The following is a 15,201-nucleotide window of genomic DNA, read 5'->3' on the forward strand; positions in this document are numbered from 1 at the left end:
CCAGGGCAATAGCTTGCTCCCAGATTCGGTTAATCTGCGCCAGTTTTCAAGCTGTTAAGGGAATTCACACAGCGCTGTTCGGCGGCCTCCAGCTCGGCCATCACCATCTGGATATCCTCCAGCTGCTGGCGCAGCACACCGCGTTTTGCCTCGATCAGCTGGATCATGGAGTGGAGCTGGGTTTTGCTCGATTTGTCGGTGTCGTACATATCGAACAGCTCGCGGATCTCGGCCAGGCTAAACCCCAGCCGTTTGCCGCGCAGGGTCAACTTGAGCCGGATCTTGTCCCGATGGCTGTAGATGCGGGTTTGCCCCTCCCGCTGGGGAGTGAGCAGCCCCTCATCCTCGTAGTAGCGGATGGTGCGCGGCGTGACATCGAACTCGTGGGCCAGCTCCGAAATGCTGTAGGTGATCTCCTTGCCGGGCAGGGAACGGGACATGGTCATGACTCCTGTTGCTGGGCGTGTGGCTGGCAGAGGCGGGCACGCAGCCGCTCGGCATTGGCGTGCAGGGCCTGACCGACCCGCGAGCCGTTGGGGCGAGCGAGCTGCTCGCTCACCCACTGGCCGGTGGCCGCCAGTTTGTCGAGATCTACCCCCGTCGTCATGCCAAGGCCGTGCAGCAGGTAGACCACCTCTTCTGACGCCACATTGCCGGAGGCGCCCGGCGCATAGGGGCAGCCGCCAAGCCCCGCCACCGAGCAGTCGATGGTGCGAATGCCGCGCTCCAGCGCGGGTAGCAGGTTGGCCAACCCCTGACCGTAGGTGTCGTGAAAATGGACCGCGAGTCGCCCCGCCGGGATCTCGTGCAGCACCGCATCCAGCATGGGCGCCACGGTGCCCGGGGTGCCTACGCCGATGGTGTCCCCCAGCGAAATTTCGTGGCAGCCGAGATCCAGCAGTTGCTCGGCCATGGCAGCGACCCGTTTCGGGCGGGTCGGGCCATCGAACGGGCAGGCGATGACGGTGGAGAGGTAGCCGCGCACCTTGATGCCGAGGCGGCGTGCCTCCTGCACCAGCGGGGCGAAGCGCACCAGCGACTCCTCCACGCTGATGCCGATATTGGCGCGGGTAAAACCGTCGGAGCAGGCGGTGAAGAGGCCAATCTCATCGGCGCGGGCGGCAATGGCTGCCTGCAAGCCTTGCAGATTGGGCACCAGAGCGCCGTAACGGGTTGAGCCCTTGCGCGGCAGTGCCTCGAACAGCGCAGCGGAGTCCGCCATCTGCGGCACTTTTTTGGCAGAGACAAAGGCACCCACCTCGATGCGCTGCAGGCCGCTGTCGGTAAGGCGCTGGATCAGCTCCAGCCGCTGTACCAGGGAGAGGGGCGCAGCTTCATTTTGCAGGCCATCTCGCGGCCCCATCTCCACCAGAGTGACCCTGTCGTCACGGACGTCCTGTGATCGGTTCATGGGTGATCCTCCTGTGTGGCAATCTCTTCGGCAAAGCGCACCAGCACGGTTCCCTGGCTTACCTGCTCGCCCTGTTTGCACTGCAGGGCTTCAATTACCCCGTCCCGCTCTGCACGCAACTGGTGTTCCATCTTCATCGCCTCCAGCACCAGCAGGGGTTGCCCCTTGCTGACTGTTTGCCCCTGCTCGATCAGCACGGCTACCACTATGCCGTGCATGGGGGCGATGGCGCCCTGCGCCTTCTCGTTTGCCTGCTCATGGTGGTGGCTGTGCTGCCGATCATCGGCCGCGAAGCGGATGCGCTTGCCCGCCAGGGTCATGATGAAGGTTGCCTCCGAGCCTGCGACCGTCTGAATGGGGATCTGTTGCCAGCAGCCACTCTGTTGTAGCCGGATATGGTCGTCACCTCTTTGGTGGCAACGGGTCTCCCCTTGCCACTCAAACTGGCCGCCATGATCGTGAAGGGTCAATACCCGGTGCTCATCACCGATGCGCACCGCCGCTGTCCTGCAGCGAGCCGGCCCCAGCCGAAATCCGCAGGCTTGCTGCCAGGGGGAGGTGCCCGTAGGGCGGCTCGCCAGCCAGAGGGTGGCCAGCGGCCAGGCGAGCTCAGGAATGGGCTGTGCTGTGGTGGGAATGGGCCACTGGGTATGGTGGCCCATGGCCAGGACGTCGGGCTCTTCACACAGGCGCAGCAGCAACGGGCCGTTGTGCACCAGCGGCCCGAGATCCAGTGCCGCCAGCGCATCGGCCAGTTTGGCGAACGCCTCGGCGCGGTTCTGGCCGTGGGCGATCAGCTTGGCGATCATGGGATCGTAATAGGGGCTGACCTCATCGCCAGCGGTAACGCCGGTGTCGATGCGCACGCCAACGGGCCAGTGGAGCCAGTGGATAGGCCCGCTGGCGGGCAGAAAACCGGCCGCCACATCCTCGGCGTAGAGGCGCGCCTCCACTGCATGGCCGCGCAGCACCACTTCCTCCTGAGTGAGTGGCAGCGGCTTGCCTTCGGCCACGGCCAGCTGCCAGGCCACCAGATCCTGCCCGGTTACCGCTTCGGTGACCGGATGCTCCACCTGCAGCCGGGTGTTCATCTCCATAAAGAAGAACTCATCCTTGCAGAGCAGAAATTCGATGGTGCCAGCCCCCTGATAGTGGATGGCCTTGGCTGCGGCCACGGCTGCCTCCCCCATGGCGCGGCGCAGAGCCGGAGGGATATCGGGGGCGGGTGCCTCTTCGATCACCTTCTGGTGGCGTCGCTGCAAGGAGCAGTCCCTGTCCCCCAGATAGATGGCGTTGCCGAGGCTATCGGCAAAGACCTGCACCTCCACGTGGCGAGCCCGGGGCAGATAGCGCTCCAGCAGCACCAGATCGTCGCCAAAGGCGGCCTTGGCTTCCCGTTTGACTGCCGCCAGCGACTCCTCAAAGTCAGCCAGCTGATCGACCCGGCGCATCCCCTTGCCACCGCCGCCGCTGGCCGCCTTGATAAGTAGCGGGAAGCCAATCTGGCTCGCCTGATCGCGCAAGAAGTCCTGCCGCTGATCCGTGCCGTGATAGCCGGGCAGCACAGGTACGCCGGCTGCCTGCATCAGCGCCTTGGCGCCCGATTTGTCGCCCATGGCGAGAATGGCGGCGCCGCTTGGGCCGACAAAGCGCAGGCCGCGCTGTTCGCAGGCGGTGGCAAAATCGCTGTTTTCCGACAGAAAGCCGTAACCGGGATGGATGGCATCGGCGCGCGCCTCTTTGGCAATCTTCAGCACCTTGCCGGTGTCGAGATAGCTCTCTCTGGCCGGTGCGGGCCCCAGATGCCAGGCCTCATCGGCCAGACGGGTGTGCATGGCATGGGCGTCGGCATCGGAGTAGAGGGCGATGGTGTGAATGCCGAGGCGTTTCGCCGTCTTGATGATGCGCACGGCGATTTCGCCACGATTGGCAATCAGCAGGCGTTTAAGCTGAGTGTGATGGGTCATGTCTCATCCTTGAAACGGGGACGCCAGGCGGGAGGGCGTTTGTCGAAGAAGGCCTGCATCCCCTCCTGGGCTTCGAGTCCCACCCGAACCCGGGCAATGGTCTCGACAGTTTTCTCTTCGTGCAGGCGGGAAGGATGGGCCTCTATCGCCGCCAGCAGTCGTTTGGTCTCTTTCATCGCTTCCGGCCCGTTGCGGCACAGACGCAGGGCCTGCGCCCGTCCCTCCGCCAGCAGTTGATCCGGTTTGCAGAGTTGGTGTGCCACATTGAGCCGACAGGCGGTAATGGCATCGAACGGCTCGGCACTGAGCATGTAGCGGCGCGCCTGACGCATTCCCATGGCACGTACCACGTAGGGGCTTATCACCGCAGGCACCAGACCCAGGCTTACCTCTGAGAGGCAGAAGCGGGCATCATCGCTGGCCAGCACCAGATCGCAGGCACAGATCAGCCCCAGCGCCCCGCCATAGGCGGCCCCTTGCACCAGCGCTACCGTGGGGAAAGGGAGCTCGTCGAGGGTCTGCATCAGCCGCGCCAATACCCGGGCATCTTCGCGATTGTGCTCGAAATCGGCGTGGGCCAGATTGCGCATCCAGTTGAGGTCGGCGCCCGCGCAAAAGTGTTTGCCTTCGGCCCGCAGCAGCAAAGCATGAGGACGTTCGGCGAGAGCATGACCATGGAGATGGGCCATATCATCGAGGCAGTCGAGCAGCCCCAGCATCAGGTCGGCATCAAAGGCGTTGTGGCGGGCCGGGCGCGACAGCACCAGCTCGGCCAGTGGGCCGTGCCGCTCCAGCCGAAACGTGCCCTGTGTTGAAGAGCCAAGTGCTGAGGAAGTAAGTGGATCTGACATAGGTTGCTCCTTACATCCGGAAAATGCCGTACTGCTCGGGTTCAATGCGGGCACCCTGACAGGCGGCGAGCGCCAGCGCCAGCACGGTGCGGCTCTGGGCCGGGTCGATGACGCCATCATCCCAGAGGCGGGCGCTGGCGTAGTAGGGGTGACCCTGGCGCTCATACTGCTCGATCACCGGGGCACGGATGGCGGCCGCCTCCTGCTCGCTCAAATCTTTGCCCTCGGCAGCCAGCTTGTCCCTGCGCACCTGCACCAGCACCCCGGCCGCCTGCTCGCCCCCCATGACAGAGATGCGGCTGTTGGGCCAGCTAAAGAGAAAATCGGGTTCATAAGCGCGGCCGCACATGCCGTAGTTGCCGGCACCAAAGCTGCCGCCGACGATCAGGGTGATCTTGGGCACCCGGCTGCAGGCCACGGCGGTGACCAGTTTGGCGCCGTGCTTGGCGATCCCCTCCTTTTCTGCGCTACTCCCCACCATAAAACCGGTGATGTTTTGCAAAAAGAGCAGCGGGATGGCGCGGCGATTACAGAGCTGGATAAAGTGGGCCCCCTTCTGGGCACTGTCGCTGTGCAACACGCCGTTGTTGGCGAGGATCCCCACTTCCATGCCGCAAATACGGGCAAAGCCGGTCACCAGAGTGGTGCCGAACAGCGCCTTGAATTCGTCAAAGTCCGAGCCATCCACCAGTCGTGCAATCAGTTCGCGGGCGTCGTAAGGGCGTTTGAGACTGGTGCCCACCAGACCGTAGAGCTCCTCGATCGGGTAGCAGGGGGGCTCGTAGCCAGGGCTGCTCTCTATCGGCTCGTTACCCAGATGAGTAACCAGCGTGCGGGCGATGGCCAGCGCATGAGCATCGTCACGGGCCATATGATCAGCAACGCCGGAGTGGGCGCAGTGCACTTCGGCGCCACCCAGGGCCTCGGCGCTGATCTCCTCGCCGGTGGCGGCCTTGACCAGCGGCGGACCCGCCAGAAAGATGGTGGCTTGCTCCCTGACCATGATGGATTCATCAGCCATGGCGGGCACGTAGGCCCCCCCGGCGGTACAGAGCCCCATCACCACGGCCAGCTGCGGGATATTCTGGGCCGACATGCGGGCCTGGTTGTAGAAGATGCGGCCAAAGTGATCCCGGTCGGGGAACACCTCATCCTGCATCGGCAAGAAGGCGCCGCCGGAATCCACCAGATAGAGGCAGGGGAGGCGCAGCCGCTCGGCGATGGCCTGGGCGCGCAGGTGTTTTTTCACCGTGAGCGGGTAGTAGGTGCCGCCCTTCACGGTGGCATCGTTCACCACCAGCATGCAGAGCCGGCCCGAGACCCGGCCGATGCCGGTGATGATGCCGGCGGCGGGCACCGGCTCGTCATAGACCTGCCAGCCAGCCAGCGCCGAGAGCTCGAGAAACGGGGAGCCCGGGTCCAGCAGCTGATTGATGCGCTCGCGGGGCAGCAGCTTGCCACGGGCCTGATGGCGGGCGTTGTTGGCCGCGCCGCCTCCTTGGGCGATCTCGGCAATGCGGGCATGGAGATCGTCGACCAGCCCCTGCATAGCGGCCCGATTGGCCATATATTCCGGGCTCGCCGTGTCGAGACGGGAGTGGAGCCTGCTCATGCGTTATCCCCCATCAGCTCGCGGCCGATGAGCCAGCGGCGGATCTCCGAGGTGCCGGCGCCGATCTCGTAAAGTTTGGCGTCCCGCAGTAGGCGGCCGGTGGGGTATTCGTTGATGTAACCGTTGCCGCCGAGCAGCTGGATAGCGTCGAGGGCCATCTGGGTGGCGTTTTCGGCGGCAAACAGGATAGCGGCGGCGCAATCTTTACGGCTGGTGCGACCCTGATCGCAGGCGCTCGCCACCGAGTAGACCAGTGCCCGGCTGCTGGCGAGGCGGGTATACATGTCGGCGAGCTTGCCCTGCACCAGCTGGAACTCGCCGATGGCTTGACCGAACTGCTTGCGCTCACGCACATAGGGCAGCACTACATCCATACAGGCCTGCATGATGCCAAGGGGGCCCGCAGCCAGCACCACCCGCTCGTAATCGAGCCCGCTCATCAGCACCTTGACCCCGCCGTGCAGGGTGCCCAGCAGGTTTTCCTGCGGCACCCGGCAGTTGTCGAACACCAGCTCGCAGGTGCTGGAGCCGCGCATCCCCAGCTTGTCGAGCTTCTGGGCGGTAGAAAAACCGGGAGTGCCGGCTTCAACGATAAAGGCAGAAATTCCTTTGGGGCCCGCGCTGGTATCTGTCTTGGCATAGATGACGAAGGTGTCGGCATCGGGTCCGTTGGTGATCCACATCTTGTTGCCGTTCAGCATGAAGTGATCCCCCTCGCACTCCGCGGTGAGGCGCATGCTGACCACATCGGAGCCTGCGCCCGGCTCGCTCATGGCCAGTGCCCCCACATGCTCGCCACTCACCAGCGGTGGCAGGTAGCGCGCTTTCTGTTCCGCAGTGCCGTGGCGGTGGATCTGGTTGATGCAGAGATTGGAGTGGGCGCCATAGGAGAGGCCGACCGAGGCGCTGGCGCGGCTTACCTGTTCCATCACCAGCACGTGGGCCAGATAGCCGAGATTCACCCCGTCATATTCCTCCGCCACCGTGATGCCGTGCAGCCCCAGTTCACCCATCCGGGGCCAGAGATCACGGGGAAAGGCGTTGCTCTGATCGATCTCGCTGGCGCGCGGGGCGATCACTTTCTGGCAGAAGGCCGCAACCTGTTCGGTCAGGGCATTCAGGGTCTCATCCATCTGCATCCATGCTCTCCTTGCGGATATGACAGTAGGTTTGGAAGGTTGGCTCGACCGGCTGACTCGGCGTTACAGCTGGCAGTGGTCGGTCCATTTTGTACTTCACTTTTGCCACAAGTTTACGTTAGCGTAAACGTAAATCAATTGTTAATCTGTTGTGTGTCGATAGAGAGGTGGTAGTGAGAGCGTCAGCAGCTACCACGACAACAGCGCCATAGTGGCAGATCCGAATGATCAGTGTGTGGGCGCCGCGTTATAAAGCGCTAACGCAGGAAAATAAGCGCAGGGCAACAAGGGAGCGAACGACAAGATGGATTTTACCCTGACCGATGATCAACAGGCTTATGTGGAGGCGGCCGCCGCCTTTGCCGATGAGGCGCTCAAACCCCATGCCGCGCGCTGGGACAAGGAGCATGAGTTTCCGATCCCGACCATCAAGCAGGCGGCCGGGCTCGGGTTTTGCGGTCTTTATACCCCGGAGCCGTTTGGCGGATTGGGGCTGCCTCGCCTTGATGCGAGCCTCATCTTCGAGCGCCTCGCCATGGGGTGTACCTCGACCACGGCGTATCTGACTATCCACAACATGGTGAGCTGGATGCTGGGCAACTGGTTGCCCACCGAGGTTGCCAAAGAGTGGGTGCCCAAACTGGCCAGCGGCGAATTGCTGGGCTCCTATTGCCTTACCGAGCCGGGGGCTGGCTCCGATGCGGCGGCACTCAAGACCCGGGCGGTGCGCGAGGGTGACAGCTACCTCATCGAGGGGACCAAGGTCTTTATCTCGGGAGCGGGCAGCACTGACGTGCTTGTGGTGATGGCCCGTACCGGTGGTGAAGGTGCGAAGGGGATCTCTGCCTTTATGGTGCCGGCTAATGCCCCCGGCGTGAGCTATGGCAAGGCAGAAGAGAAGATGGGCTGGAACAGCCAGCCGACCCGGGAGGTTGTCTTTAATGGGGTCCGCATTCCTGCCTGTTATCGGTTGGGCGAAGAGGGGGAAGGGTTCAAGTTCGCCATGCAGGCCCTCGATGGTGGGCGCATCAATATTGCCACCTGTTCGGTGGGCACCGCCCAGCAGGCGCTGGACGATGCGCTGGCTTATGTGCAGCAGCGCCAGCAATTTGGTCACCCGATCAGCGAATTCCAGAGCGTGCAGTTTCGCCTGGCCGATATGGCGACCGAGCTGGCTGCCGCCCGTTTGCTGGTACGTCAGGCCGCCGACAAGCTGGATCGCGGGGCACCGGACAAGAGTGCCTGGTGTGCCATGGCCAAACGGTTTGCCACCGATGTGGGTTATCGAATCTGTGATGAGGCTCTGCAACTCTTTGGCGGCTATGGTTATATCCGCGAGTATCCGCTCGAGCGCTATCTGCGCGATACCCGGGTACACCGCATTCTGGAGGGCACCAACGAGGTGATGCGACTCATCATCGCGCGCCGCCTGCTGGCCGATCCCGGTTTGTCGCTGGGCTAACCGGTGGTCGCATCAAGGGTGTGTTGCCTGCCACCCGATTGCACCATGCCGGTTTCGGCTTTGTGAGCCAGCCACAGGTTGGCGTCATTCAAGCCTGTCATCATGGCGGCAGCTTCATCGACAAGGACAATGTTATGACAAGGATCAGACTCGAATATCATGGCCACGTGGCCTATATCACCCTCGACCATCCCCCTGCCAACACCTGGACCCTCGCCAGCCTGCAGGCCTTTTTGCAGATGATGGTGGAGCTCGACAGTCGTCCCGATGTGGTGGCGCTGGTGATCCGTGGTGCGGGCGACAAATTTTTCTGCGCCGGTGCCGACCTCAATATGTTTGTTGAGGGGAATGTCGAGCTGGCCCGCGAAGTAGCCGAGGCCTTTGGCAAGGCCTTCGAGGCGCTGGCCCGTTTTCACGGCGTCAGTATCGCCGCCATCAATGGTTATGCCATGGGCGGTGGCCTGGAAGTGGCGCTGGCCTGTGATATCCGAATCGCCGAGCAGCAGGCGTTGCTGGGACTGCCGGAAGCCTCGGTGGGCTTGCTTCCCTGTGCCGGTGGCACCCAGCGCCTGACCGAGCTGGTGGGGCCGGGCTGGGCCAAGCGGATGATCCTCTGCGGCGAGAAGGTGAGTGCCTCGCTGGCCTACGAGATGGGGCTGGTGGAGGAGGTGGTGAAAACCGGTCAGGCGTGGGAGGCCGCGCACCAGATGGCCCATCTGGTGGAGCGCCAGAGCCCGAGCGCCCTGCGCGCCTGCAAAACCCTGATCAATCAGGGCCGCAGTGGCCCGCGGGATGCCGCCCTGCCCCTTGAGCGGTCGCTGTTTCTCGATCTCTTTAGCGATGCCAATCAGCGTGAAGGGGTGGCCGCCTTCCTGGAGAAACGCTTACCGCGCTGGCAATATGGCCCAACAGAATAAATCCATACGGAGCCGTTTATGAGTGAGCCGGTCAAGGTTAGCTGTTATCCCACCGAAGATGGCCATCAGGTCGGGGTGTTGACCCTCGACAGCCCTGCGTCTCTCAACGCATTGAGCCTGCCGATGATCCAGATCTTGCAACAGACGCTGACCCGTTGGGAGCAGGATCCCGCCATCGTCTGTGTGCTGTTGCAGGGGGCGGGTGAGAAGGCATTTTGTGCCGGTGGCGATATCCGCTCCTTCTATTACCGCAAGCAGGAGGCGAGCGAGGCGGAACTGTTCGAATATGCCCGCGACTTTTTCGAGCAGGAGTACCGGCTCGACCACCACATCCACTCTTACCGCAAGCCCCTGATCTGCGTGGCGGACGGTATCTGCATGGGGGGCGGTATTGGCCTGTTTGCCGGAGCCGATTTTCGGGTGGTGACCGAAAAGAGCCTGTTCGCCATGCCGGAGGTGACCATAGGCCTCTACCCCGACGTGGGGGCAAGCTGGTTTTTAAGCCGGATGCCGGGGCGACTCGGGCTCTGGCTCGGTCTGACAGGTGCCCGCTTCAACGGGAGTGATGCCATCGGTCTTGGGCTGGCGGATCACGCCATCGCCAGTGGCGAGCGCAGTGCGTTGTTGTCACGCCTCGCCGTGCTCGACTGGGCTGGCAGTGGTGATCCCCGTGAGCAGATCGATCTGCTGCTCAGGGGATTGCACCGTGAGGTAGCGGCCCGCTTGCCAGCGCCAGTATTGCTGCCCCATCAACAGAGGATCGATGCCTTGCTGGCGGGACGCACGCTGCAAGGGGTATTGGCGCGGTTGTTCGAGGCTCAGTTCGATGAACAGGAGGCGGTACTCCAGCAGGCGCAGCAGCTCTGCCGCACCGGCAGCCCCATCAGCCGCGCCATTTTGTGGCGTCAATATTGGCAGGCTCGCCGCAACTCACTGGCAGAGGTATTTGCCGAGGAGCTGACCCTCTCGGTCAACTGCGTGCTGAAGGGGGATTTTGTGGAAGGGGTACGGGCACTGCTGATCGACAAGGATAAAGATCCCCGCTGGCAACAGTGGCCACCGGAGGGGAAGTGGCTGGACGAGTTCTATCGCTGGCCGCAGGGGCGCAATCCGTTGGCCTGCAAGGAATAACATCTTGGCAACCGGCGGACGCCGCCATCAGCAACGCAAGGAGCAAGCGGGATGACAAGGATAGGGTTTATCGGGCTCGGCAACATGGGGGGGCCCATGGCGGCAAATCTGGCCAGGGCCGGGCACAGGGTGCAGGTGTTTGATCTGGTTGCCCAAAACATTGAGCGCGCCATCGCCGCTGGCTGCATCGCCACGGGGGATGCCCGTGAGGCGGTGACTGGCTGCGAGGTGGTGATCAGCATGCTCCCTGCGGGGGAGCATGTGCGCGACCTTTGGTTGTCTGAGGGGCAGGATCTGCTGGCAGCCCTGCCGGTTGGAGCACTGGTGATCGACTGCTCAACTATCGATGTCGACTCTGCCCGTCAGGTCGGGGAGGCGGCCCGCGCCCGCGGTTTGCGCTTTATCGATGCCCCCGTATCGGGCGGTGTCGCCGGTGCAGCCGCCGGGACGCTTACCTTTATCGTTGGCGGCGACGCGGCCGATTTCGAGGCGGCAAAGCCCCTGCTCGCCTGCATGGGGCAGAACCTGTTTCACGCAGGGACGCTGGGCGCCGGGCAGATCGCCAAGATGTGTAATAACATGCTGCTTGCGATCCATATGGCGGGCACTGCCGAGGCGTTGGCCCTCGGGGTGAAGGAGGGGCTGGATCCCGCCGTGCTCTCCACCATCATGGGCAAGAGCTCCGGCAACAACTGGAGTCTGGAGCGCTACAACCCCTGGCCCGGGGTGATGGAGAATGTCCCTGCCGCCCGCAACTATCAGGCGGGCTTTATGACCCGTTTGATGGTGAAAGATTTGGGATTGGCCATGGCGCTTGCCGAGCATGGCCACAGCGCTGTGCCCATGGGGGCGCTGGCCCGCAACCTGTTCAACCTGCATGCCGCTCAGGGGCAGGGGAGCCGCGATTTCTCCAGCATCGTCGAACTCTATCTGGATAAACAGGATCCCGCCTGACGGGCCACCTCTCTTCAAGGCATCTCTCTTCGACCAGCTACAAGGAGCATTGATGGATATCAAAGATAAGGTCATCGTTATTACCGGCGCTGGACGTGGCTTGGGACGGGCCATTGCGCTGGCCCTAGGCGCACAGGGGGCGACGCTGGCGCTGCTCGACATCAATCGCGCAGATCTGGAGGCGACCGCAGCCCTGGTGCGCAGTCAGAGTGATCAGTGCGATCAAGATAGCCAGTGCGAGCTGTTTGTCTGCAATGTGGCGAGCGAAGCCGAGGTTGAAGCCACGTTTGCCGCCATCAAAGGGCGTTTTGGCGTGCTGCACGGTCTTATCAACTGCGCCGGCATTTTGCGCGATGGCATGCTGATCAAGGTGAAAGAGGGTGAGCTGGTGGAGAAGATGACGCTGGCCCAGTGGCAGAGCGTGATTGACGTCAACCTCACCGGTACTTTTCTCTGCGGTCGCGAAGGGGCGGCGCTGATGGCGCAAGGGGGGCTGGGGGGCGTTATCATCAACATCTCTTCCATCGCCCGCGCCGGCAATATTGGCCAGAGCAACTATGCCGCCAGCAAGGCGGGGGTTGCCTCGCTGGTGGTGACCTGGGCGCGGGAGCTGGCGCGCCATGGCATTCGGGTGATGGGGATTGCCCCCGGGGTGTTTGCCACCGACATGACGGCGGCGATGAAGCCGGAGGCGATGGCGCGGATGCAGCAGGCCATTCCGGTCGGCACCCTTGGCGAGGCGCAGCAGCTGGCCGAGACGGTGAGCTTTATTTTTGCCAACGACTATCTGTCGGGAAGGATGATAGAACTGGATGGTGGTTTGCGTTTATAGGGATTTACATAATGGGCCCCGGTGTTTCCACCGGGGCTTTTTTATGCAGATTATTTATACAGAGAGTGCCTGAATGGCGATGCATAGGAACCATGCGAGTCAGGTTTTGTTGGCAGAAAAATGAGAAATATCAATGGGTCTTGGTTAATTTGAGCCAGCTCACAGGCCATATGGGTCAGTGCTGTAAAATTGCGCGCGGTCAAGGCGGTGCATGATTGACGGGACGAGGGATTGCGGTCGGAATAGTCATGCAATATAGTTGCCGCCTTTTTCACGGGGTCAGGATTCTCAGCCCCTCCCATATTGCGCGCAGTATGAATACGGACGCTCTGCCGCCGCCTAAATAAACAGGATTGAAATGGACAAGAAACTAGGGCTGGGCGCCCTCATTTCGCTGGTGATCGGCTCCATGGTCGGCGCCGGGGTCTTCAGTCTGCCACAAAACATTGCTGCGCATGCCAGTGCCGGGGCGGTCGCCCTGGGTTGGGCCATCACCGGTCTTGGCATGATCTGTCTCGCGCTGGTCTATCAGAATCTCTCCATGCGCCGCCCCGATCTCGATGGCGGTATCTTCAGCTATGCCAAAGCCGGTTTCGGCGATTTCATCGGTTTCAACGCCGCCTGGGGTTACTGGCTCTGCCAACTGCTGGCCAACGTCTCCTACGCCATCGTGGTGTTCAGCGCCCTGAGCTACTTCTTCGATACGCCTGACAACGTCATCTTCGGTGACGGCAATACGCCGGTGGCCATCACGCTGGCCTCCATCCTGATCTGGTCGGTGCATGCGCTGGTGCTGCGCGGGGTGCAGGTCGCTGCGCTGGTGAATATCGTCACCACCATCGCCAAGATGGTGCCGCTCATCGTCTTCTGTGTCGCGATCCTGCTGGCCTTCAACATGGATACCTTCACTCTGGATATCTGGGGCCAGAACAACATGGAGCTGGGCTCCGTCATGGATCAGGTCAAGTCCACCATGAAGGTGACCCTCTGGGTCTTTATCGGGATTGAAGGGGCCGTGGTGGTCTCTGCCCGTGCCCGTCATCGTAAGGATGTGGGCCGTGCCACCGTGCTGGCGCTGCTCGGCGCCCTGACGCTCTACGTGATGGTGACCCTGTTCTCGCTGGGTGTCATGAGCCAGCCGCAACTGGCGGCGCTCAAGAACCCTTCGACCGCCATGATCCTTGAAGCCGTAGTCGGCCCCTGGGGCGCCTGGCTTATCAACATCGGTCTGGTGGTGTCGGTGATGGGTGCTCTGCTCAGCTGGACCGTGCTGGCCGCTGAAGTGCCCTACATCGCGGGCAAGACCGGCGTCTTCCCGGGCTGGTTTGCCAAGGAGAACAAGAACGGCTCGCCGCAGGTGTCCCTCTGGTGCTCTACCTGTCTGGTGCAGATCTTCCTGATCATCATCTACTTCCAGAGCAGCACCTATCTGGCGCTGGTCAACATCGCAACCTCGGCGGCGCTGGTGCCTTACGTCTTTTCGGGCGCTTATGGCCTGAAGCTGGCATTGAAAGGGGAGACCTATCAGGGTCAACCTCATCAGCGCAAGCGTGACCTGCTGCTGGCCCTGGTGGCGACGGTTTACGGCTGCTGGCTGGTATACGCTGCCGGTGTGGAGTACCTGTTGCTGGTGGCGCTGCTCTATAGTCCGGGCATCTTCATCTACTGGAAGGCGCGTCAGCATCACGGTCTGCGCGGCCTTAACCGGTTGGAGCAGGGGATGACGGCGGCCCTGCTTGGCTGTGCCGTGCTGGCCTTCTACAAGGTGATGGACGGTACCATTCCACTGCACTAACCGGCACAATGAAGAGATGGCCCTCCCGCCATCTCTTTTTTTTCATGCAGATATCCACTGTTGCCCGGCCGTGTTGGCCAGTTTTTGTTTAACACAGGAATTTTTATGCTGTTTATGGGTTACCTCCTGCTGGGCGCCTTTGCCGGTATGCTGGCGGGACTGTTCGGGATCGGCGGCGGTCTTATCATTGTCCCCGTGCTGGTCATGACCTTTCGCGCCCAGGGCATCGACCCTGAAATCATTACCCATCTGGCCCTCGGCACCTCGTTGCCCACCATGATCTTTACCGGATTCAGCTCGCTGCGGGCCCACCGGGAGGCGGGCGCCGTCGATTGGGTGATGATCCGCCGACTCGGCGCCGGCATGCTGATTGGGGGCTGGCTTGGCGGCATGACCGCCAATCTGCTCAGCACCAGCACCCTCAATATCATCATCGGTTGTTTCGCCTGGAGCATGGCGCTACAGATGGGGCTTAACCTTAAACCCAAAGCGGAGCGCCATATGCCGGGGCCGCTCGGCACAGGCATTGCCGGTACCATCATTGGCTGGATGTCAGCCCTGTTTGGTATTGGTGGTGGCTCGCTGACCGTCCCTTATCTGAGCTGGAACTCGGTGCCAATGCGCAATGCGGTAGCGGCCTCTGCAGCCTGCAGCATGCCCATCGCGCTGGCGGGGAGCCTCAGCTACCTCTATGCGGGTTGGGATCATGCCGATCTGCCCGAGTGGAGTGTGGGCTACATCTATCTGCCCGCCCTGCTGGGCATTGTGCTGACCAGTACCCAGTTCGCCCGCATTGGCGCCAAGCTGGCACACCGATTGTCACCAAGACGCCTCAAGCAGGCCTTTGCCCTGCTGATGCTGCTGGTGGGGGCGAAATTTATGCTGTTTAGCTGATTCATTCGGCAGATTGTGTCTAGTCCTGAAATAGGAGTACACATTTTCAACTAGCATTTCTCTACTCAGAACCCCCTATGTACCGCATCGGGGGTTCTGTATTTCAACGCATGATGCGGCCGTTCCGCGTTGTAAATATCTACTGCTTCACGCACCATTTCCCGCGCTTGCGTCAAATCCTGCGGGCTTTGCAACAATAACTCTCCTTTCAAAATCCCGTTCACCCGCTCCGCCAA

14 protein-coding genes are annotated in these 15,201 nt (G+C 62.1%); 7 read left to right on the forward strand and 7 right to left on the reverse strand.

The genetic code is table 11. The annotated features are described in order from the left end of the window. Nucleotides 1-29: 29 nt before the first annotated feature. From AB5Y84_RS03190 to AB5Y84_RS03215, 6 genes are read right to left on the reverse strand one after another with little or no spacing between them, the layout of a single operon-like run. Nucleotides 30-440: a MerR family DNA-binding transcriptional regulator gene (locus AB5Y84_RS03190; protein ID WP_368176352.1), complete on the reverse strand. Its 411-nt coding sequence runs from the start codon at nt 438-440 to the stop codon at nt 30-32. Nucleotides 441-442: 2 nt separating this feature from the next. Then, nucleotides 443-1,411, reverse strand: coding sequence for a hydroxymethylglutaryl-CoA lyase (locus tag AB5Y84_RS03195; RefSeq protein WP_227094652.1), 969 nt, complete (start codon nt 1,409-1,411; stop codon nt 443-445). Further along, nucleotides 1,408-3,378 carry a biotin carboxylase N-terminal domain-containing protein gene (locus tag AB5Y84_RS03200; RefSeq protein ID WP_368176353.1) on the reverse strand — a complete coding sequence of 657 codons (1,971 nt, stop codon included), beginning with the start codon at nt 3,376-3,378 and terminating at the stop codon, nt 1,408-1,410. Before AB5Y84_RS03200 ends, AB5Y84_RS03195 begins: the two co-directional genes overlap by 4 nt. Then, a complete protein-coding gene (locus AB5Y84_RS03205; protein WP_005351391.1) occupies nt 3,375-4,229 on the reverse strand; it encodes an enoyl-CoA hydratase-related protein in 855 nt (284 codons plus the stop codon). The genes AB5Y84_RS03200 and AB5Y84_RS03205 overlap by 4 nt, the downstream gene beginning before the upstream one ends. A 10-nt stretch (nt 4,230-4,239) precedes the next feature. Then, nucleotides 4,240-5,841: a carboxyl transferase domain-containing protein gene (locus AB5Y84_RS03210; protein WP_181497348.1), complete on the reverse strand. Its 1,602-nt coding sequence runs from the start codon at nt 5,839-5,841 to the stop codon at nt 4,240-4,242. After that, the gene (locus tag AB5Y84_RS03215) at nt 5,838-6,980 is read right to left on the reverse strand and encodes an isovaleryl-CoA dehydrogenase (RefSeq protein WP_368176354.1); all 1,143 of its coding nucleotides are present in this window, start codon (nt 6,978-6,980) and stop codon (nt 5,838-5,840) included. The genes AB5Y84_RS03210 and AB5Y84_RS03215 overlap by 4 nt, the downstream gene beginning before the upstream one ends. A 304-nt stretch (nt 6,981-7,284) precedes the next feature. Between AB5Y84_RS03215 and AB5Y84_RS03220 the strand changes: the two genes are divergently transcribed. The 7 genes from AB5Y84_RS03220 to AB5Y84_RS03250 all read left to right on the forward strand — a co-directional run bounded on the left by AB5Y84_RS03220 (nt 7,285) and on the right by AB5Y84_RS03250 (nt 14,965). After that, nucleotides 7,285-8,442 (forward strand): acyl-CoA dehydrogenase family protein, encoded by a 1,158-nt coding sequence (locus AB5Y84_RS03220; RefSeq protein ID WP_181497346.1) that lies wholly within the window; start codon nt 7,285-7,287, stop codon nt 8,440-8,442. Between the two features lie 134 nt (nt 8,443-8,576). Next, nucleotides 8,577-9,359 (forward strand): enoyl-CoA hydratase, encoded by a 783-nt coding sequence (locus tag AB5Y84_RS03225; RefSeq protein WP_005336930.1) that lies wholly within the window; start codon nt 8,577-8,579, stop codon nt 9,357-9,359. Nucleotides 9,360-9,377: 18 nt separating this feature from the next. Next, nucleotides 9,378-10,490, forward strand: a complete 1,113-nt coding sequence (locus AB5Y84_RS03230; protein WP_368176355.1) for an enoyl-CoA hydratase/isomerase family protein — start codon at nt 9,378-9,380, stop codon at nt 10,488-10,490. A gap of 51 nt (nt 10,491-10,541) precedes the next feature. After that, complete coding sequence (gene mmsB / locus AB5Y84_RS03235) at nt 10,542-11,444, forward strand: 3-hydroxyisobutyrate dehydrogenase (protein ID WP_368176356.1); 903 nt, start codon at nt 10,542-10,544, stop codon at nt 11,442-11,444. Nucleotides 11,445-11,496: 52 nt separating this feature from the next. Then, nucleotides 11,497-12,276, forward strand: coding sequence for an SDR family oxidoreductase (locus AB5Y84_RS03240; protein ID WP_368176357.1), 780 nt, complete (start codon nt 11,497-11,499; stop codon nt 12,274-12,276). 358 nt (nt 12,277-12,634) lie between these two features. Further along, the gene (gene arcD / locus AB5Y84_RS03245; protein ID WP_005336921.1) at nt 12,635-14,071 is read left to right on the forward strand and encodes an arginine-ornithine antiporter; all 1,437 of its coding nucleotides are present in this window, start codon (nt 12,635-12,637) and stop codon (nt 14,069-14,071) included. Between the two features lie 105 nt (nt 14,072-14,176). Next, nucleotides 14,177-14,965 (forward strand): sulfite exporter TauE/SafE family protein, encoded by a 789-nt coding sequence (locus AB5Y84_RS03250; protein ID WP_181497342.1) that lies wholly within the window; start codon nt 14,177-14,179, stop codon nt 14,963-14,965. 65 nt (nt 14,966-15,030) lie between these two features. Here AB5Y84_RS03250 and AB5Y84_RS03255 read toward each other — a convergent pair. After that, nucleotides 15,031-15,201 (reverse strand): integrase core domain-containing protein (locus AB5Y84_RS03255; protein ID WP_201902530.1); only part of this gene is annotated, 171 nt, incomplete at its 5' end.

Source organism: Aeromonas sp. s11 (assembly GCF_040907945.1).
Taxonomy (GTDB): Bacteria; Pseudomonadota; Gammaproteobacteria; order Enterobacterales; family Aeromonadaceae; genus Aeromonas; species Aeromonas veronii.

Coding starts and splice junctions, on each gene's coding strand:
- AB5Y84_RS03190 (WP_368176352.1), bottom strand. CDS start 440: ATGTCCCGTTCCCTGCCCGGCAAGGAGATCACCTACAGCATTTCGGAG.
- AB5Y84_RS03195 (WP_227094652.1), bottom strand. CDS start 1,411: ATGAACCGATCACAGGACGTCCGTGACGACAGGGTCACTCTGGTGGAG.
- AB5Y84_RS03200 (WP_368176353.1), bottom strand. CDS start 3,378: ATGACCCATCACACTCAGCTTAAACGCCTGCTGATTGCCAATCGTGGC.
- AB5Y84_RS03205 (WP_005351391.1), bottom strand. CDS start 4,229: ATGTCAGATCCACTTACTTCCTCAGCACTTGGCTCTTCAACACAGGGC.
- AB5Y84_RS03210 (WP_181497348.1), bottom strand. CDS start 5,841: ATGAGCAGGCTCCACTCCCGTCTCGACACGGCGAGCCCGGAATATATG.
- AB5Y84_RS03215 (WP_368176354.1), bottom strand. CDS start 6,980: ATGCAGATGGATGAGACCCTGAATGCCCTGACCGAACAGGTTGCGGCC.
- AB5Y84_RS03220 (WP_181497346.1), top strand. CDS start 7,285: ATGGATTTTACCCTGACCGATGATCAACAGGCTTATGTGGAGGCGGCC.
- AB5Y84_RS03225 (WP_005336930.1), top strand. CDS start 8,577: ATGACAAGGATCAGACTCGAATATCATGGCCACGTGGCCTATATCACC.
- AB5Y84_RS03230 (WP_368176355.1), top strand. CDS start 9,378: ATGAGTGAGCCGGTCAAGGTTAGCTGTTATCCCACCGAAGATGGCCAT.
- mmsB (WP_368176356.1), top strand. CDS start 10,542: ATGACAAGGATAGGGTTTATCGGGCTCGGCAACATGGGGGGGCCCATG.
- AB5Y84_RS03240 (WP_368176357.1), top strand. CDS start 11,497: ATGGATATCAAAGATAAGGTCATCGTTATTACCGGCGCTGGACGTGGC.
- arcD (WP_005336921.1), top strand. CDS start 12,635: ATGGACAAGAAACTAGGGCTGGGCGCCCTCATTTCGCTGGTGATCGGC.
- AB5Y84_RS03250 (WP_181497342.1), top strand. CDS start 14,177: ATGCTGTTTATGGGTTACCTCCTGCTGGGCGCCTTTGCCGGTATGCTG.